This is a genomic window from Novosphingobium sp. PhB55 (assembly GCF_004368805.1).
In the GTDB taxonomy this organism is placed as follows: domain Bacteria; phylum Pseudomonadota; class Alphaproteobacteria; order Sphingomonadales; family Sphingomonadaceae; genus Novosphingobium.
Genome location: NZ_SODQ01000005.1, coordinates 1 through 18,500 on the forward strand (window position 1 = coordinate 1; position 18,500 = coordinate 18,500).

At 65.4% G+C, this 18,500-nt stretch carries 14 protein-coding genes; 8 read left to right on the forward strand and 6 right to left on the reverse strand.

Annotation, left to right across the window (positions count from 1 at the left end; genetic code table 11):
- The 5 genes from EDF57_RS12645 to EDF57_RS12665 all read left to right on the forward strand — a co-directional run.
- Window positions 1-2,016, forward strand: a 2,016-nt coding sequence (locus tag EDF57_RS12645) for a sulfatase-like hydrolase/transferase (RefSeq protein WP_134094578.1), incomplete at its 5' end; no start/stop codon positions are given.
- Between the two features lie 126 nt (window positions 2,017-2,142).
- Window positions 2,143-2,958 carry an FAD-dependent monooxygenase gene (locus tag EDF57_RS12650; RefSeq protein WP_243841047.1) on the forward strand — a complete coding sequence of 272 codons (816 nt, stop codon included), beginning with the start codon at window positions 2,143-2,145 and terminating at the stop codon, window positions 2,956-2,958.
- Between the two features lie 266 nt (window positions 2,959-3,224).
- Complete coding sequence (locus tag EDF57_RS12655; RefSeq protein ID WP_134094579.1) at window positions 3,225-3,611, forward strand: hypothetical protein; 387 nt, start codon at window positions 3,225-3,227, stop codon at window positions 3,609-3,611.
- Complete coding sequence (locus EDF57_RS12660) at window positions 3,599-4,087, forward strand: ImmA/IrrE family metallo-endopeptidase (protein ID WP_134094580.1); 489 nt, start codon at window positions 3,599-3,601, stop codon at window positions 4,085-4,087. Before EDF57_RS12655 ends, EDF57_RS12660 begins: the two co-directional genes overlap by 13 nt.
- The gene (locus tag EDF57_RS12665; RefSeq protein WP_134094581.1) at window positions 3,973-5,229 is read left to right on the forward strand and encodes a hypothetical protein; all 1,257 of its coding nucleotides are present in this window, start codon (window positions 3,973-3,975) and stop codon (window positions 5,227-5,229) included. The genes EDF57_RS12660 and EDF57_RS12665 overlap by 115 nt, the downstream gene beginning before the upstream one ends.
- Here EDF57_RS12665 and EDF57_RS12670 read toward each other — a convergent pair.
- The 5 genes from EDF57_RS12670 to EDF57_RS12690 all read right to left on the reverse strand — a co-directional run bounded on the left by EDF57_RS12670 (window position 5,226) and on the right by EDF57_RS12690 (window position 12,020).
- Window positions 5,226-6,011 (reverse strand): sce7726 family protein, encoded by a 786-nt coding sequence (locus EDF57_RS12670; protein WP_134094582.1) that lies wholly within the window; start codon window positions 6,009-6,011, stop codon window positions 5,226-5,228. The genes EDF57_RS12665 and EDF57_RS12670 overlap by 4 nt on opposite strands.
- A gap of 595 nt (window positions 6,012-6,606) precedes the next feature.
- Window positions 6,607-7,623, reverse strand: a complete 1,017-nt coding sequence (locus EDF57_RS12675) for a MarR family transcriptional regulator (RefSeq protein ID WP_134094583.1) — start codon at window positions 7,621-7,623, stop codon at window positions 6,607-6,609.
- An 85-nt stretch (window positions 7,624-7,708) separates the two neighbouring features.
- Window positions 7,709-8,737 carry a ferrochelatase gene (gene hemH, locus EDF57_RS12680; protein ID WP_134094584.1) on the reverse strand — a complete coding sequence of 343 codons (1,029 nt, stop codon included), beginning with the start codon at window positions 8,735-8,737 and terminating at the stop codon, window positions 7,709-7,711.
- Window positions 8,737-11,052, reverse strand: coding sequence for a molybdopterin cofactor-binding domain-containing protein (locus EDF57_RS12685; RefSeq protein WP_134094585.1), 2,316 nt, complete (start codon window positions 11,050-11,052; stop codon window positions 8,737-8,739). The genes hemH and EDF57_RS12685 overlap by 1 nt, the downstream gene beginning before the upstream one ends.
- Window positions 11,052-12,020, reverse strand: coding sequence for an Mrp/NBP35 family ATP-binding protein (locus EDF57_RS12690; RefSeq protein WP_134094586.1), 969 nt, complete (start codon window positions 12,018-12,020; stop codon window positions 11,052-11,054). Before EDF57_RS12690 ends, EDF57_RS12685 begins: the two co-directional genes overlap by 1 nt.
- A 152-nt stretch (window positions 12,021-12,172) precedes the next feature.
- Here EDF57_RS12690 and EDF57_RS12695 point away from each other — a divergent pair, with 152 nt between their 5' ends.
- From EDF57_RS12695 to EDF57_RS12705, 3 genes are all read left to right on the forward strand, one after another.
- Window positions 12,173-13,450, forward strand: a complete 1,278-nt coding sequence (locus EDF57_RS12695; protein WP_134094587.1) for a protease modulator HflK — start codon at window positions 12,173-12,175, stop codon at window positions 13,448-13,450.
- On the forward strand, window positions 13,450-14,289 hold the full coding sequence (locus EDF57_RS12700; protein ID WP_132264948.1) for a protease modulator HflC: 840 nt from the start codon (window positions 13,450-13,452) through the stop codon (window positions 14,287-14,289). Before EDF57_RS12695 ends, EDF57_RS12700 begins: the two co-directional genes overlap by 1 nt.
- A 125-nt stretch (window positions 14,290-14,414) precedes the next feature.
- Complete coding sequence (locus EDF57_RS12705; RefSeq protein ID WP_208324878.1) at window positions 14,415-15,947, forward strand: Do family serine endopeptidase; 1,533 nt, start codon at window positions 14,415-14,417, stop codon at window positions 15,945-15,947.
- Between the two features lie 269 nt (window positions 15,948-16,216).
- Here EDF57_RS12705 and EDF57_RS12710 read toward each other — a convergent pair whose 3' ends face one another.
- The gene (locus EDF57_RS12710) at window positions 16,217-18,463 is read right to left on the reverse strand and encodes a PBP1A family penicillin-binding protein (RefSeq protein ID WP_134094588.1); all 2,247 of its coding nucleotides are present in this window, start codon (window positions 18,461-18,463) and stop codon (window positions 16,217-16,219) included.
- Window positions 18,464-18,500 lie beyond the last annotated feature (37 nt).

Sequence of the window (18,500 nt, forward strand, 5' to 3'; positions counted from 1 at the left end):
GTGATCGCCGAAATGGCGACCGGCTATCCCGGCTATAGCGGGGTCATCCCCAAAAGCTGCGCCACCTTTGCCGAATTGCTGAAGCAGGCGGGCTACACCAACGGCTGGTTCGGCAAGAACCATAACGTGCCCGACAACCAGACCAGCGCAGCCGGGCCGTTCGACAATTGGCCCACCCAACAGGGCTTCGACTATTTCTACGGTTTCATTGCGGGCGAGACCGATCAGTTCTTCCCCTCGTTGCTGCGCAACACCACCCCGGTAGAACCACCCAAGCGGCCGGAGGAAGGCTATCAGCTGACCCGCGATCTGGCCGAAGAGTGCATCGGCTGGATCCGCTCGCAAAAGGCGATCGCGCCCGATCGGCCATTCATGGCCTATTTCTCGGCTGGCGCCGGCCACGCACCGCACCAGCCGCCACTCGACTGGCGTGGGCGCAATGCCGGGCGCTTCGACATGGGCTGGGACGAGTACCGCAGGATCGTCCACGAAAATCAGCTTAAGCTTGGCGTCATTCCGCCCGAAAGCAAGCTGACAGAGCGGCCCGCGGAAATTCCGTCCTGGGACAGCCAGCCCGAGGAGCATCGCAAGCTGTTCGCGCGGCAAGCGGAAAATTATGCCGATTTCCTGGAGCATGCCGATTATGAGGTCGGCAATGTGGTCGACGCGATCGAGGCGCTGGGCGAACTCGACAACACCATCGTCATCTACATCATCGGCGACAATGGATCGAGCGGCGAAGGTTCGCTGATCGGTACGCCGAATGAACTGATGAGCCTTAATGGCCGTCAGCCGACGATGGAAGAGTCGATCGGCTTCCTCGACACATGGGGCCTGCCCGGCACCTCGCCGCACTACGCTGTGGGCTGGGCCTGGGCGGGCGACGCGCCGTTCCAATGGACCAAGCAGGTCGCATCCCACTTTGGTGGCACGCGCAACCCGATGATCATTTCCTGGCCGGAAAGGATCAAGGAAAGCGGCATCATTCGCAGTCAGTTCCATCACTGCATCGACCTGATGCCGACGCTGATGGAGATCGTCGGCATTTCGGAACCGACCGAGGTGAACGGCTATATCCAGCGTCCGATCGAGGGGGTCAGCTTCGCTTATACGTTCGATGCGGCCAATGCGAAGGCGCCGAGCACCCGGACGAAGCAATATTTCGAGATGCTGGGCAATCGCGCCATGTATGAGAATGGGTGGATTGCGTCCTGCCGCCATGGGCGCCTGCCCTGGGAAACCCATGGTTCCAGCGGCTTCGACGAGGACAAGTGGGAACTCTACAATATCGAGAAGGACTTTAGCCAGGCCGAGGATCTGGCCGAGCAGCACCCAGACAAGCTGCGTTACCTCCAGGACCTCTTCATGGGCGAGGCGGCGCGCTATCAGGTGTTGCCGCTGGACGATCGCTTCGCTGAGCGGATGGATGTCACGCTGCGGCCAAGCTACTTCTTCGGGCGCGACAAGGTCACTTTCTACCCTGGCATGACCCGCCTGCCGGAAGGCAGCGGCCCCAAGCTGGTAAGCGTGCCGTTCAAGATGACGGTGCCGGTGGAAATACCAGATGGCGGCGCGGAAGGCGTGCTGTTCGCGCTGGGCGGCGATGCGGCGGGCTTCTCCCTGTTCCTGTGGGAAGGCAAGGCGCGGTTCCACTATAATTTCTTCGGCCTGCGCCGCTACGACGTGATATCACCCGAGGCGCTGAGCCCCGGCAAACATGTCATCGAACTCGATTTCGCCCCGGAATCGAAGGCCCCCGGCTGTCCAGCGAACGTCGTCCTGTCGCTCGACGGCAGTGCGGTCGCGAAGGGCCGGATCGACGAGCAGGTGCCGATGCGCTGCGGCACCGAGTGCATGGATGTCGGCATGGACTGCATTTCGCCGGTCTGTTCCGACTATGACGACAAGGGACTATTCCCCTTCACCGGTACGATCGAATCCGTGACCTTCGAGTTCGGCGAACATGAGCCGCCGACGGGCATGGAGCGGCTCAAGCTGGCGACGGCAATGGACTAAAGTGCGTTACGCCGGGTGTCTGGGCGCTCGATGGCGATCTGTCCGGACACCAGGCGCTTGCCGTTTGCCACCTAGTGAGCGGCAATGCCAAGCCCGTAATTGCCCCTTACCACCGCTGCGCCTTGGATGAAGGAGGAGCGTAGGCCTCGCGGACATTTCGCCGGCATCGACTTCTTCCTCGATCAGATCGACCAGAGCCAGTGGCCCTGTCGCCTGCCACGCTCCGCCAGCCCTATGGCCACCGATCTGGAAAGCATCGAGGCCGTTCTGACGGACCGCGCGGAGGAGCTGGGTGTCACGATCATACATGGCATGGGCGTTTCTGGCGTGGATGCAACGGATCGCGACGTGACCGTCCGCGCCGGCAACGAAACGTTCCGCGGCGGGTGGCCCGTCGGCTGTGACGGCGACCGCAGCGCGGTGCGCAAGGCGGCTGGCTTCGGTTTCACCGGCCCCGACCCCGAGTTCACCGGCTACTTCGCCCAGGTCGAACTTGCCGATCCATCGATGCTGGAGCCCGGCCACCACGATACACCGACCGGCACCTGCATCTTCGACCTGCCCGACATGATCAGAATGGTCGAGTTCGACGGCGGGGCGCATCACCGGATGGCCCCGATCACACGCGATCATCTCCAGGCGGTTCTACTTCGCATCTCGGGCACCGACGTCGAGCTGACGGCGACCGGCCTTGTCAGGACCTGGACGAATCGGGCCCATCTGGCGACCGAGTATCGGCGGGCGCGCGTATTGCTCGCTGGTGACGCCGCGCACATCCACTCGCCGCTGGGCGGCCAAGGCCTCAGCGTCTCCGCACCAGCTCAATCAAACCCGAAAAGTGCAAGATCGCTTCCACCAGATTTGCGGGCTTCGGCGGCGTGGAAGTCGGCTCGGCCAATGACCGAGTATGCCAGAAGCCGTCATTTAGCGGACCGTGCCTGAACGACGGCTAAGTCCCAACCCAAGGCGTTGCGCCCTGGCGAAACCGACCCCATCATGGACGCTCAGTGACCAAATTTCGCTCCCCACAGCAGTCCGTCGGCTATCCGGCCATCCCCCGCAGAAAGCGTCGACAGCGGACAGGTGGGTTTTGACCAACCAGATATGGAGCGCGAACCATTACGTAGGTGTCTCGACAAAAGTTCCCGCGCCACTTATCGAGAGTTATGCGGTGGGTGAAACGAGCAGTTTTAGCAGCGAATGTCCTGATGTTCGGACTGCTGCTACTTCTTTTGGACGTGCAGGGCGCGAACCTAATTCGGCCGGGCGCTTGGGAATATAAGGATCTTATCGCGATCCTTCTTTCCGTGGTTTCATTGATCGTCACGTTTATCGGCTTCATTGTCGCGGTAGCGGCAATCTGGGGTTTCCAGACAATCCGTGGCATAGCGGAACAGATGGCCGTCGAAACGTCGAAGAGCGGAAGCGACAGCTACCTCAGCTCGGAGAAGTTCAAGGAAAGTGTGGACGCCGCCATCACAGCGGCGATGGAGGCGCGCGCGCGGGATGCAGTCCAAGACGCCTTAAGCGCGTCGATCGTCACAGCGGACGCGGCCCCGGAGCACCAGATGCGAGATGAAGAATGGCGAGACTGAGCGTTCCCCAGCTACCGGCCTACGCCACGGATGCGATTTCCCGCCATCAAGTGGAAGCACCAGTCAAACTGGGCGCCATTGCTTCGGATCTCGGCGTGAAGGTCGTCGTGAGCGACCTACCTCTCGCCGTGTCCGGTATGCTGGTTCTCGACCAAAAGGACCGACAGAGCTGGACAATCAAGGTTAACCGACATGAGCATCGGAACCGGCAACGCTTCACCATTGCGCATGAGATCGCGCATTTTGTCTTGCATCGCGACGTGATCGGAAATGAGTTAGTAGATGACACATTCTATCGGAGTGGGTTGTCGGAGCGACGTGAGTTTGAAGCCAACGCGCTGGCTGCAGAAATTCTTATGCCATGGCACCTCATTCGGCAATTGATGGAAGGTGGCGAGCGGGATGTGGACAGACTCGCGGAAGCTCTGCAGGTCTCTCCCGCAGCGATGAATATTCGCTTGGGCGTCCTAACCTGAATCCTCATTATTCTGGAGAGTGCGATTTGTCGACGGCCAGATATTTCCCCAGCCTCACTATACGTGCAAGTGAGGCCGAAGCTCTTCGTAAGTTGGCAGAGCCGATCAAAGACGCGATCTTTCCTATCGTGCGGATGCAGGCTTGGCCTCATCCTAAGAACGGCGCTGGCGGCCCCCTCGCACGATCAAGCGAACACATCAGTGAGGCCTTCGGCGAGCGTTCGCTAGGTGTCGATCTTGCGCCGCCGATTCCGCCGTCGGACAAGATCTACAAGACGCAGTCACGAGCGGATTGGGCGGCGCTCGGCCGGTCTGAAGTAGCCGCCCTTCACAATCCTGCCGACGGGTTCAAGGCCTGGTGCGACTTCGTCGGGCACGATCATCGGCGCATCCCGGTAGTGCAGTGGAGTGACGATCCAGTTGCCCTGCGGACTCAGGTCGAGCGCCTGTCTGGCCTGAACCGCGGCGTGATCTTCCGCTTCAGGCGATCGCGTGGATGGAATGCGGAAAATGTCGCTGCGCTTTCCGGCCTAAACTTCAGCCAGATGCCTATTCTGCTAGTATATGACTATGAGCAAATCGGACCTCGAGATGACCTCACATCGATAGGTATCGCCATTCAAGGTGCGCTTCTGTCATCGAGTGCGCAGTTCGCCCGCGGCATCTGCACACACGTCTTCAAGGCGTCTAGCTTCCCGAGCGAGTTTACCTCAACTGGCGAGGACTATGCGTGCCTTACAATACGAGAGCGACAACTCTACGACATGCTCCGAGCGAGCCCGCCTATAGTCGCAGCCGGGATTGACCTCAGATACGGCGATCATGCTGCCATTTTTGCGTCGGACCGGGAGCCCGCGTTCAGAGGCGTGCCAAGAGTTGACTATCCGATGCCCGGTGAGTGGATCTACCATCGCCGTCGAGAAGGCTTTTACGACGCAGCCATGCGCGTGCGGGGTGACGCCCGGTGGGATGAGGCGAACCTGTGCTGGGGTGCGCATCGAATAAGGGAGGCTGCAGCAGGCAATATGGCTGGGCTCAACGCGGCAGGCCGCTGGACCACGATCAGGATGAACATACATATGCATGTACAGGCCCAGTCGGCTGGCGCGGCACTGACCACGGACGAGCCCTGGATCGACTAGCCTGCGAGCAGCAGCCGTAGCTCTTCAGGTATCGGCCCAAAACTCTGACCGACGTGACGATAGACATCCGCGTCAGCGTGCTCACACCACGCTGGCAGACGGACATCCGTCTCTAGCCCCTTGTCGCGCTCAAACCCGTCCGAACGCCACCGACGGAGCATCTCTAGGTCCTGCGGTCGAATCCGTCTCCGCCTCGTCACTCGGATGAGCGCACGGGTGTTTTTCCCATATCGTTCAACAAAGAAGGAAAACACCGCCTGCTTCTTCAGCGCTTCGGGAAGGCTGGCTGCTTCCGCAACGGCGTCCTTCCGCCTCAGTCTATTAGAAAGTCCGAGGCGGGCCTGAAGATCTCTCACTGGCAGCAGCGAAAGCATGGCGTCCGCATCAAGGGACGGCGATCGCTTTGGCTCACGAACGACCCTGATCGGCTCCGCACTGGCGAAGGACATCATCTCGTAGATCCCGACATGCGGCGCAACGCGGGACAATACCGAACTGATGTGCCGCGTCGCTGCTACGACTGTGACGAAGCTCGCATGACGGCAATAGACTTCAAGTTGCCTGTCCATTCGCGCGAGACTGTCGCGTGCGGTTTTGATCTCGAAGCAATGCAGATCATTCTTGTCGCACAGGACAACGTCGGCGCGGACGGCCTGTTTGTCCAGGATCAGTTCCGCCGTCACGGCGGTCCGGTTATTTAACAGTTCGCGGGATCGAAGGAATTCGAGCAGCGCTGCCTTCGCGTGAGGCTCAGCTCGCTCCTCTACCTGGCTTGTCGTCACACGTTTTCCCTGCGAAACATAAGAGCAGTGCTGGCTCAAGGTGGCCGCGCTTAGGGCGTATCGCAACTCCCCACAAGGGCGAAGGAAATTCGTTACAGCCATCTCGTAATGGCGAAGTTGCATCACTCTTCCGTTTCGCCAGGCGCAGACCGATTGGGACATCCTCGCAGTCGCATCGATCCATCAACTTCACAATCAACATGACGGCGCTCCGAAGCCGACAGTCACGAACGTCCCAGCCTCGTTCTCCAAAGCGGACACGGGTGGGGGTCAGGAACGACAGCTATCCATCTATGGGTGCTCCAGACCGGACTGAGCACAATGTCCCAAAGTCGGTCGTTCAGTTGCCAAAGAACTCGTATATGGTTGTGATTTGCAATAATGCTGTGACAGTCCTATAGGTTATCAAGATGGATTATGGGATTCCACTTCCTTGCATGGTAAGATAGTGGAAATTCTATTGTGGCCATTATTTGTGCCATATAGCGAATCGAAATCAATGTAATATAAATATATTATATATTTACTTAAAGTATTGGGTTCCTGTAGCCGGCACCACTTCCCGACATCCTTCGAAACAACGAAAGCCGCGGCTTCAGACCGGGAGCGCGCCCATCGAGGCGATCTCGCCGAAGTAGGCGGCCAGGCGGTCCGCGGCATCGCCCGTGAGTTCGATGAAGGCGCGGCGGCGGTCGTTTTCGTCGCAGACGCGCTGGAACAGGTTGGCCTGGACGAGCGCCCCGATCCAGCGCAGCGCCGTAGTGGGCGGAACGCCCGAGGCGATGCAGAGCGAGGTGACGGAGACTTGCTTGCCCTCCACCCGCGCCGCCGCGAGATCGAGCAGCATGTCCCAGGCGGGGTCCGCGAAGAACTCGCCTTCGATGAAGCGCGAACGCAGCTGGCGCTGGCGGATCACGCGGCGGATCGACCGGGCCTCGGGCAGCGCCGCCGTGCTGGCAAGGGGGATCGCGCGTCCTGCCGCCATGTCGCGCGGTGATTGGCCCGACGGCGCCGCGCCGCGCGGGGCGGTAACGGCGCCCGCCGAACCAGACGATCTCGCGAAAGGCGATTCGGCCTCGCGCGGGGCCAGGCGGTCGATATGACCGGCGATCTGGCCCACTTGTTCGGTAAGGCGCAGCAGCATCAGCCGGTCGTCTTCGGACAGTTCCCTCAGGCGCGCGGCGGGAAAACCCGCCAGGACCTGCCCCAGCGCGATCACCCGCTCGGCGCGGTTGGGATCGACCAGCAGCAGGGGCGCCGACATGTCCATGCAGGCGAAGACGTCGTCGAGCGCGTCCACCGAGGTCGAGACGATCAGCCGCGTACCCCCGCCGGCCGCCTGCATGTCCAGCCGGGCGAGCGCCGCCATCGTAGCGGCATCGACCAGGGGACAATCGAGCAGGACCACGTCGGCCTGCGGCTTTCCTGCATTGCCGAGAAGCGCATCGAGAGGAGCGGCCACGGCAACATCGAGCCCGGCGCCCACGGCATCCTCGCGCATGGTCGCGCGCAGATGCGGTCGGTCTGCGAAGATCGCCAGCGAGACCGCCCGGCCGCCGGATGCATCCTGCTGCCCGCCATAGGTGAAATCGGCGAAGTCCCTATCCCGCATCTTCGTTCGCCCCCGCTCCGAAACCTGCCGACAACGGGTAGGTCGAAGCCCGGGGGAGTCAACGCGAACTAAGGTTAAATCCTTGTTACCAGCCGGATAGCTCGCGCCTGACGAGGGCTTCGAGCATGTCCATGCCCGCGGCCCCGTCGTTCAGGCAGCCGAGCACGGCCATCGTCTCCCCGCCCGCTTCCTCGAAGACTTCGCGCCCGCGAATCGCCAGTTCCTCCAGCGTTTCCACGCAGTCTGCCGAGAAGCCGGGCGCTGCTATCGCAAGGCGCCGTGTTCCGGCCTTCGCCTCGGCCGCCAGCACGTCTTCGGTCGAGGGTTCCAGCCACCGGGCGCGGCCGAAGCGGGACTGGAAGCTCGTCTCGATCCGCAAGTCCGGACGGCGCCGGGCCAGGCGCTCGGTCAGCAGGCGGGCGGTTTCGAGGCAGTGGGAATAGTAGGGATCGCCCAGGTCGGCCGTGCGCTGCGGCATGCCATGGAAAGAGAGCAACAGCACTTCGGGCTGGAAGTCCAACGCCTCCACCTGGCCCAGCAGGTCGGCCTCCAGGGCATCGATATAGGCGGGGTCGTCGAAATAGGGCGGCAGGGTGCGGATCGCGGGCTGCGCCCGCATCGTGCCCAGCGCCTCGCCCAGCTTGTCCATGACCGAGGCCGTGGTCGCACCGGAATATTGCGGATAGAGCGGCGCGATCAGGATGCGCTCGCAGCCGGCCTGCGTCATCGCCTCAAGCCGCGAGGGCAAGGACGGATTGCCGTAGCGCATGGCCCAGTCCACGCGCGCGCGCGCACCCAGCCGCTCCTGCAACCGCCCGGCCTGGGCCCGGGTGATCGCGGCCAGCGGGGAGCCGTCGGCAGTCCAGACCTGCTGATAGGCATGGGCGGACTTGGCCGGACGGGTGCGCAGGACGATGCCGTGGAGGATCGGCTTCCAGGCGATGGCCGGAATCTCCACGACGCGCGGATCGGACAGGAATTCGGCCAGGTAGCGCCGCACCGCCGGGGCAGTGGGTGCATCCGGCGTGCCGAGGTTCACGAGGAGCACGCCGATCCCGCCATCGGCCTGTTCGGCGCGGCGCGGTTCGGCGGATTGCCGGTCTCTGGTGGCCATTACATATCCTCGGCAAAGAGCGGAAGGCGGCGGAAGCGGAGCCCCGTCGCCGAAAAGAGAGCATTGGCCACCGCAGGGGCAACCACGGCAACCCCCAGTTCGCCCGGATCGGCGGGGTCTTCCGTGCTCTCGATGAAGTCGACCTCGATCGCCGGGCAATCGGCAAGGGTCGGCAAGGCAAGGTCGGACAGGCGCTCCCCATCGGGCCGGCCGCCCGCATAGTTCGGGCTGCATCCCAACGCGAGGCCCAGGCCGAAGATGAGCCCGCCCTCGACCTGTTGGCGGGCCACATCGTAGTTCACGATGCGGCCGATGTCCGCCACGGCGCTCAGCCGGTCCACGCGCACGCCGTTCTCGTCGCGCCGGGCGCTGGCGACCACGGCTATCCGGCCCTCGCCGATGACGTGGCAGGCAATGCCCTGCCCGCTGTTGTCCCCGCCGCCGCCCCACTGCGCCAGGCCCGCCGCGCGCTGGAGGCATTCGGCCAGGCGCGGGTCATGCCCCAGCATCGCCATGCGGAACGACAGCGGCTCGCGCCCGGCCCGGTGCGCCAGTTCGTCCACGAAGCTCTCGTTGAAGAACGCGGTGTAGCCATGGGCGTTGCCGCGCATCCGGCCGGTCGGCAGGTCAATCGCGGCCGGAATATGGTCGACGGCCAGGTTCGGTACCGCATAGGCCGGAACCGAACCTTCCACCGCCATCGGATCGGCAGCCCCGGCCACGGCGTCCAGCGCATCGAACGCGGACTCTCCCGAGAAGAAGCGCCGACCGAACGCGCGCGCCGTGGCCGGCGCGGCGATCCTTGCGCGCCAGCCGGTCGGCCGCCCTTCCGCATCGGGGCGGGCAGCCATGACCGCAACGGCCGGCGCCCGCGGCAAAGTGGTGAAATGCTCCTGCCGCCGCGAGAAAGTAAGCTGAACCGGCCGTCCGGCCTCGCGGGCCAGAACCGCGACTTGCGCGGCATGGGCGCATTCCAGGCGCCGGTCGAAACTGCCGCCGATCGGCATTGGATAGAGCACGACATCGACCGCCTGCAAACCCAGCGCACCGGCCGCAGCCACGCGGGCGGCCTCGGGCGCCTGAGTGCCGATCCAGAGTTCGAGGCGCCCATTCTCGTAGCGCGCGGTCGCGCTGGCCGTCTCGATCGTGGCATGGACTGCGGGAGCGACCTCGTAGCGGATCTGGACCGGCAGCGCGCCTGCGATGGCCTCCGCATCGCCCGCCATATGGAGGCGGCTGGGCGAGCCCATCGCCATCGCCTCGTCCAACGCGCTGTCGACATCGCCGCTGTCGCTGCCCCGGGCGACGCGAAAACGGGGGCTGGCACGGGTCAGCGCCGTTTCGGCCGTCCACCAGTCCTCGGCCAGCGCCGCCACCCAGTCCGGCCCTTTGACGAAACGGAGGAAGCCGCGCAGGTCCTTGCCCGCGCCATCGTCCAGGCCCGAGAGACTTGCCTTCCCGATCGGCGCCTGACGGATCGCGGCGCGGACCATGTCCGGCAGGCGGACGTCGCCGGCAAAAGTCCACGATCCGTCCACTTTCGAGGGAAGGTCGAGCCGCGGGTAGCGCAAGGGGGCGCCGGGCAGGAATTCGCCGGGCTTCTCGGCCATGGCCTCGGCCCGCAGCGGGGGCGGGTCGGGCGGCGAGAAAGTCGCCGCTTCCGCTGCCAATGGCCCGAAATTCAGGCGCTTGCCCTCGTGCAGGACGAGGCCGCCGGACACTTCGCACGCCTCGGGCGCGACGTTCCAGCGCGCGGCAGCGGCCTGGACCAGCAAGGCGCGGGCCGAAGCGGCAGCCGCGCGGGCGGGGCCTTCATAGGCGGCAACCGCGGTACCGTCTGCCGTGGCGTTGAAGCGGTGATCCTCGGCCCAGCGGCGCGCGGCGAAGCCGTCCGGCGCTTCGGCCAGCGCGGGCATGGCGGGCATCCACAAGGGCGCCCACTTCGCGGCCAGCACGGCATTGGCATAAAGCGCACTGACCGGCGCGGGTTCGACCGCCACCTGCCGCCAGTCCGCACCGAGTTCGTGCGCGACGATCTGCGGCAGCAGCGTCGTGACACCCTGCCCCATCTCCACTTGCGGCACCGCCACGCTGACCACGCCGTCCGCCGCGATCTTGATCCAGGCGCCAAAGGCATATTCGTCGCGGCCGGGTTCGAGCGGCAGCGGAAAGCGGCGGGGGCGCAGCAGGTAGCCCACCGCCAGCCCGCCGCCCGCGAGCGCGCCGATCAGGATCCCCCGGCGCGAGATCCGCGCGCCGGACACCGAACCCTCGGAAGCATGCCCCCCGGAAACAGAGAGGCGCGGCCCGGCCATCAGTGGCTGTCCAGCCAATCCGAAACGCGCGCGGCGAGCGCGGCGAACGCCTCCGCCTGCGGTCCGTTTCCGGCCGCAGGGGGCGTGCCTGCATCGCTGTCGCGGCGGATGACGATGTCGAGCGGGATGCGGCCCAGGAAGGCCTGGCCCATGTCCCGCGCGGCCGCCTCGGCCCCGCCCGCACCGAAGGGATCGCTCACTTCGCCGCAATGGGGGCAGGCATAGCCCGCCATGTTCTCCACCACCCCGACGATGGGCACGCCGCTCTTTTCGAACAGCTCGATCGCGCGGGTCGCGTCCATCAGGGCCAAGTCCTGTGGCGTAGAGACGATCACCGCGCCGGCGGGCTTGAACTTCTGCAGCATCGTCAGCTGGACGTCGCCGGTGCCGGGCGGCAGGTCGACGACGACGATCTCGGCATTGTCCCAGTGGCCTTCCAGCAATTGGGTCAGCGCCCCGGCCACCATCGGTCCGCGCCAGGCGATCGCCTGACCGGGCTCCAGCAGATTGGCCATCGACAGCACCGGCACGCCGAACGCGCTGGCCACCGGCACCAGCCGGCTTTCATGGGCCACGGGCCGCTGCCCCTCGGTGCCGAGCAACCGGGCCTGCGAAGGACCGTAGATATCCGCGTCCACCAGGCCGACCTTGCGGCCCATGCGGGACAGCGCGACCGCGAGGTTGGCGGCCAGGGTGGACTTGCCGACCCCGCCCTTGCCCGATCCCACTGCCAGGATGCGCCGCGAGGGTTTGTCCGCCATCACCGCCACGCGCACGTCGGCAACGCCGGGAGCGCCCTGCAGCGCCTCTGCGACACGGGCTTCCAGCCCGGCACGGTCCTGCACCGAAAGGCCGGTGGCATCGATCACGACGCTGGCCGTGCCCTCGGCCAGCCGCAGCGACTGGACGCGTTGGGCGACCCCGGCCGGCAGGAGCGCTTTCAGTCGATCGGCGTCCGGACTTGTCATCTCATCCTTTTCCAAAGCTTGGGGGAATTTGCGGTTCAGGTGGAGCACTGGGCGAAAAAGGGCAAGAGAGGCACTGTTTTTGTGCGAATAGCGCACCTATAGATAAGGGCATGAAAGCTATTGGTGATGCAATCTCGCCCGAAGGTCTTGCCATGAGCGGGCGTCAAAGCCCCTGGGGCGGTGACGGCGGGAACTCGGGCGACGGCCCGCGGGAGGGGTCCGAAGGCGGATCCGGCGACGGTCCGGCCGGCAGTTCCAGCGAAGGCCACGACGGCGGCTCCGATGAGGGCGCCCCTGAAGACGGCGAAGCGGCGAAAGGTCCGCGCGGCGAAACCCCGCCCCGCCCATCCGACCGTCCGGCCGACAAGAAGGGCCCGCGCAATCCCTGGCTTCCCAGCGGCGATACCCCGCCGCGTCGCTCCGCCGGTCTCGACGACATATTCCGCCCGCGTGAACCGCGCCGCACCAGCGGCGGTGGCGGCGGCGGGTTCGGTCCCGGCGGCGGCTTTCCCAACATTCCGCGCCGCGCCGACGGCAAGTCGTGGCTGCCGCTCGGCATCGGCGTAGCCGTGGTCGCGTTGCTGGCCATGAGCAGCGTCCACATGCTCGGCCCCAAGGACCAGGGCATCGTCACCCGGCTGGGCGGCTATTCGCGGACCATCGATTCCGGCCTCTCGCTGAGCCTGCCCTGGCCGATCGAGGCCGTGGACGTCAGTGACGTGCGCAGCTTCAAGGTCTATTCGATCCCCGACGGCGACGGCGAGAAGCTGATGCTGACCAGCGACAAGAACCTGGTCGACCTCAGCTATCTGGTCCGCTGGAACATCAAGAACCTGAAGGACTACAGCTATCGTCTCGCCGACCCGGAAGAGACGGTGCGCGAAGTGGCCGAAGCGGCGATGCGCGCCTCGATCGCGCAAGTCACGCTGAACCAGGCGCTCTCGGGCGCCGGCCGTGCCACCGTGGAGCAGGACGTGCGCGAACGCACCCAGCGCATCCTTGACTATTACCGCTCCGGCGTCTCGATCCAGGGCGTGGAAGTGAAGAAGGCCGATCCGCCGGCCAAGACCCGCGAGGCCTTCGACCAGGTCAACGTCGCCCAGCAGGAAGCCGACCGCGACCGGTCCAAGGCCCGCGCCTGGGCGCAGCAGACCCTGGCCCGCGCGCAAGGCGCCGCGGCTTCGTTCGACAAGGTCTACGAACAGTACAAGCTGGCGCCCGAAGTGACGCGCCGCCGCATGTATTACGAAACGATGGAGGGCGTGCTGCGCGACAACGACGTGGTCGTCAGCGATTCCAAGAACATGACGTCCTACCTTCCCCTGCCCGAAGTCCGGCGCCGCCCGCCCGCCAGCGACGAAACCGTCGTGACCGTGCCCGCCGGCCCTGCCGCCGCTTCCGCGACCCCCGCCACCAAGGGAGGCCAGTGATGAACAGCTTCTGGCAGGACTTCAAGCTTCCCCTCATGCTGGGCGGCGTGGCCGTGGTCGCGCTCATGATGAGCATGATCGTGGTGCCCGAAACCGAGCAGGCCGTGGTGGTTCGCACCGGCCGGCCGATCACCGTCTACAACCCGTTCAAGCCCAAGGCCGACTACGGGCAGACCGGGGCGGGCGTGCATTTCCGCATCCCCCTCGTCGACCGCGTGATCCGCATCGACAAGCGCCTGCTCTCGGTGGACATGCAGCAGCAGCAGGTGCTCTCCACCGACCAGCTCCGCCTGAACGTCGATGCTTATGCCCGCTACCGCATCATCGATCCGGTGAAGATGGTCGAAACCGCCGGCACGACCGAAAACGTCACGCAGCAGCTGGAGCCGATCCTTTCCTCGGTCCTGCGCCAGGAACTGGGCAAGCGCACGTTCGAATCGCTGCTCACGGCCGAGCGCGGCAAGGCCATGGAGAACATCCGCGACGGGCTCGATCGCGAGGCCCGCGAATATGGCGCTCAGGTCGTCGACGTGCGGATCAAGCGCGCTGACCTTCCCGAGGGCGCGCTGGAAAGCGCCTTCACCCGCATGCAGGCAGCCCGTACCGAGGAATCGCGTACGATCGCCGCGCAGGGCCAGAAGGATGCCCAGATCATCCAGGCCGAAGCCGAAGCGCAGGCTTCCAAGATCTATGCCGACAGCTTCGGCAAGGATCCGCAGTTCTACGACTTCTACCGCTCCATGCAGAGCTATTCGGTGACATTCGCCAAGGGCGACAACGGGAAGACCATCCTGCTTTCGCCCGACAACGCCTATCTGAACCACTTCAGGGAACCCTGACCGGCGCGAAGCGCTGAAAGGCCGCCTATTCAAACCCGGTTAAGCTCTCACAGGTTCAATCGGAACAAGTCGGCGGATGGTGACGCTGCACCGCCAAGACGGAGGAATTAAAGGACGTGAAGCCCGTGCGATACGCTTATGGACTGACCACAGCGCTCCTGCTGGGGGGCGCGACCGCCACTTTGGTGACAGGCTTCCCCGCCGGAGCCCAGGTTGCCCAGAACGAAGCCAGCCAGATGGCCCGCGTGGTGCCCCGCGCCGGCGCGCCGGACAGCTTTGCCGACCTGACCGAGCAGCTTCAGCCTGCCGTGGTCAACATCTCCACGCGCCAGCGCGTGCAGGTGGCGGGCGGCGGCGCCAACCCCTTCGCAGGCACGCCTTTCGAGGGGCTGTTCGGCGGCGGTGGCGGATCCACCCCGCAGACGCGTGAAGCGCAGTCGCTCGGCTCGGGCTTCATCGTGTCGGCGGACGGCTTCATCGTCACGAACAACCACGTGATCACGGCCGAGGGCAAGGGCGAGGTGGAATCCATCACCGTCATCATGCCTGACGGTACGGAATATCCCGCCAAGCTGATCGGCAAGGACGCCGCATCGGACCTGGCCGTGCTCAAGATCACCGCCCCCAAGGCCCTGCCCTACGTCAAGTTCGGAGACAGCTCCAAGGCGCGCGTGGGTGACTGGGTGATCGCCATCGGCAATCCCTTCGGCCTGGGCGGCACGGTCACGGCGGGTATCGTCTCGGCCGTCTATCGCAACACCGGCGCCGGCGGCGCCTACGACCGCTACCTGCAGACCGACGCCTCGATCAACCGCGGCAACTCGGGCGGCCCCATGTTCGACATGAAGGGCCAGGTGATCGGCATCAACAACGCGATCTTCTCGCCCACCGGCGGCAGTGTCGGCATCGGCTTCGCGATCCCGGCCGAGATCGCCTCGCCCATCGTCGAGAAGCTGATGAAGGGCCAGGCGATCGAGCGCGGCTATCTCGGCGTCACGATCCAGCAGCTCAACGAAGACCTCGCGGATTCGATGGGCCTGGAACACAACAAGGGCGAGTTCATCCAGAGCGTCGTTCCCGATGGTGCCGGCGCCAAGGCCGGCATCCAGGCGGGTGACGTCGTGGTGAAGGTGAGCGGCAAGGAAGTGACCCGCGACCAGACGCTGTCGTTCCTGGTCGCCAACACGGCGCCCGGCACGCGCATCCCGGTCGAGCTGATCCGCAACGGCCGCCGCATGACGGTGACCGCCACCGTCGCCAAGCGCCCGACCGACGACGAGCTTCAGCAGACCTTCGATCCGGGCACCGACCAGGACAGCGATCCGCTGGGCAATTCGCCCAAGCAGGCCGACAGCGCGGTGCAGAAGTCGCTGGGCCTCTCGGTCACCCCGCTGACGCCGCAGATCGCCCGCCAGATCGGCGCGGCGGAAGGCACCCGCGGCCTGGTGATCGTCGGCGTCGATCCCAGCTCGGATGCCGGCCAGAAGGGCTTTGCCCGCGGCTTCATCATCCTCTCGGCCAACAATGCCCCGGTGACCACCCAGGCGGACTTGGAGAACGCGATCAAGGCCGCCAAGGCCGACGGTCGCAGCGCGATCCTGCTGCGGGTCCAGCCGCGCGGCCAGCCCGCCGCCTACGTCCCGGTGCGCCTGCGCTGAGACCCGGCCCCGCCGAAAACAGAAAAGCCCGCCGGAGCGATCCGGCGGGCTTTTTCTTGGGCAGGACGCGTCAGCCTTCGGGCGCTTCGTTCAGGGGAAGGAAGGGCAGCGTAGATCCGGTGAGCACGCTGCAGCGGATGGCAGGCTCTATGAGGCCCGCGCTCCCTCTTCCTTCCAGCGACATGCCCTGAGCCGGTGGCAGACATCGCAGCCACAAAAAAGCCCGCCGAAACGCGCGGCGGGCTCTTTCGTTCTTACGGGAAGCGGGGTCAGTCGCCCGGCGTGCGGGTCGCCGTGGGCCGCGGGCCGGCGGGTACGGGCCGCGCGCCGGGCGCCGTCTGCCGCTGCCCCGGAGCATTGCCCAGGCCCTGCCCGGCACGAAGCCCCGGATCGTCGCTGCGCGAGCGGCCGGTGGCGCGGTCGAGGAAGTCCTCGTTCGCTGCCGGCGGGGTCTGGCCGGGCCCGTAGTCCGGCATCTGCGGCTGCCCGGGGCCGGCGCCGGGTCCTACCGAGCCATCCTCGTAGCGCGGCTGGCCATCCGGTCCCGGGGCGCCTGGAACCTGACCGCCTGCGCCGTCTTCCGGGCGCACGATGTTGCCGTTCTCATCGACGTAGTAATAGTCGTTGGGATTGCCCTGCATGGCTTCGTCGTCAGGTTCGAGCTGCCATTCGGGAAGCTTCACTTCCGTCTGGAACTGCTCGACCGGACGCTTGGCCACCGCCACCTTCATGTAGTCCGAGAAAGCGCGCGCCGGGGCATGGCCGCCCGAAAGGCCGGGCACCGGACGGGCATCGTCGCGGCCCATCCATACGCCGGTGGTGATCCCGCTGGAGAAGCCGAGGAACCAGCCGTCCTTGTTCGAGCTGGTGGTGCCGGTCTTGCCGGCCACGGGGCGGCCGATCTGCGCGGCGCGGCCGGTACCGGTGGCCACCGTGGTCTGCAGCAGGTCGGTAATGCCCGCCGCGACATTGGGCGGCACCAGGACTTGTCCGCGCGCGGACTTGTGTTCGTAGAGCACGTCGCCCGAGGCTGCCGTCACCTTGACGATGCCATAAGGCTCCACCGAAGTGCCGCCTGCCGAGATCGCCGCGAAGGCGCGGGTCATGTCGATGACGTGGACCTCGGACGTGCCCAGGACCATCGCCGGCTTGGTGTTGATCGGGGTGGTCACGCCGAAGCGGCGCGCCATGGAGGCTACGGTGCCGAAGCCCACTTCGTTGCCGAGCTGCGCAGCCACGGTGTTCTTCGAATAGGCGAAGGCGGTGCGGATATCGATCTGGCCGGCGAAGTTGCGGCCATCGTTCTGCGGGCTCCAGCCGTCGATCGTCACCGGTTCGTCCACCACGCGGTCGTCGGGGGTGTAGCCCGCTTCCAGCGCCGAAAGGTAGACGAACAGCTTCCACGCCGAACCGGGCTGGCGCAGCGCGGTGGTGGCGCGGTTATAGTTCGAATTCACGTAGTCCGTGCCGCCGACCATCGCCAGCACCGCGCCGTCGCGGTCCAGGCTGACCAGCGCGCCCTGAGCGCCCTTGGGGGCATTGGCGGTGATCGCGCTCGTCGCGGCCTGCTGCATCTTCGGGTCGAGCGTGGTCCAGACCTCGATCGGCTCGTTGGTGTCGGGCAGCAGCATGTCGAGCTGGGGCAGCGCCCAGTCCGTGAAGTAGCGGACCGCGTTCTGGCCCTTTTCCTTCACCACCTTCACATCGGCGATGTCGGCCTGGTCTGCCTCGCTCTGGCTGATGGCGCCGTTCTTGACCATGAGGCCCAGCACCACTTCGCCGCGATCCTTCGCCGCTTCCACATCCGCGGTCGGCGAATAGTTGGAGGGCGCCTTCACCAGGCCGGCGATGATCGCCGCCTCGCCGGTGGAAAGCTCGGTGGCCGGGTGGCCGAAGAATTTGCGGCTGGCCGCGTCGATGCCATAGGCCCCGCCGCCGAAATAGACCTTGTTGAGGTAGAGTTCGAGGATCTGGTCCTTGTTGAACTTGCGCTCCAGCGCCAGCGCCAGCACCGCTTCGCGCGCCTTGCGCGTGAAGGAGCGGCTGTTGTTCAGGAAGACGTTGCGCGCCAGCTGCTGGGTGATCGTCGAGGTGGCCTTGGCCCGGCCGCCGGTCGTGGTCGAAACATAGACGGCGCGCAGCAGGCCCAGCGCGTCGACGCCGATATGTTCGTGGAAGCGGCGGTCTTCCACGGAAACCATGGCGCCTTTCATCACTTCGGGAATCTGGTCGTAGCTCAGCCACTTGCCATAGCTCGGCCCGAGCGAGACGAGCTCGGTGCCGTCACGCGCGCGGACCACGATCATCTGCCCGTTCTGGCTGCTCTTGAGCGCGTTGTATTCCGGCAGCTCGCTCATCGTGAAGACGACGGCGGTGCCCAGGAATATCACGCCCAGGACGACAAGCGCGCAGCCCCATATCAACACGCCGCGAACGATTCGGCGCCAGAGGGGTTTTTTCTTGGCAGAAGAGGAAGGCCCGCTGGTGGAGCGGCGCCGGCCGGAATCATTGGCCATTTTCTAGGTACAAATCCCTTAAGCGGGCCAAGCGGCC

Coding starts and splice junctions, on each gene's coding strand:
- EDF57_RS12665 (WP_134094581.1), top strand. CDS start 3,973: ATGGCACCTCATTCGGCAATTGATGGAAGGTGGCGAGCGGGATGTGGA.
- EDF57_RS12660 (WP_134094580.1), top strand. CDS start 3,599: ATGGCGAGACTGAGCGTTCCCCAGCTACCGGCCTACGCCACGGATGCG.
- EDF57_RS12700 (WP_132264948.1), top strand. CDS start 13,450: ATGAACAGCTTCTGGCAGGACTTCAAGCTTCCCCTCATGCTGGGCGGC.
- EDF57_RS12655 (WP_134094579.1), top strand. CDS start 3,225: ATGTTCGGACTGCTGCTACTTCTTTTGGACGTGCAGGGCGCGAACCTA.
- EDF57_RS12690 (WP_134094586.1), bottom strand. CDS start 12,020: ATGACAAGTCCGGACGCCGATCGACTGAAAGCGCTCCTGCCGGCCGGG.
- EDF57_RS12710 (WP_134094588.1), bottom strand. CDS start 18,463: ATGGCCAATGATTCCGGCCGGCGCCGCTCCACCAGCGGGCCTTCCTCT.
- EDF57_RS12685 (WP_134094585.1), bottom strand. CDS start 11,052: ATGGCCGGGCCGCGCCTCTCTGTTTCCGGGGGGCATGCTTCCGAGGGT.
- EDF57_RS12650 (WP_243841047.1), top strand. CDS start 2,143: ATGAAGGAGGAGCGTAGGCCTCGCGGACATTTCGCCGGCATCGACTTC.
- EDF57_RS12675 (WP_134094583.1), bottom strand. CDS start 7,623: ATGCGGGATAGGGACTTCGCCGATTTCACCTATGGCGGGCAGCAGGAT.
- EDF57_RS12695 (WP_134094587.1), top strand. CDS start 12,173: ATGAGCGGGCGTCAAAGCCCCTGGGGCGGTGACGGCGGGAACTCGGGC.
- hemH (WP_134094584.1), bottom strand. CDS start 8,737: ATGGCCACCAGAGACCGGCAATCCGCCGAACCGCGCCGCGCCGAACAG.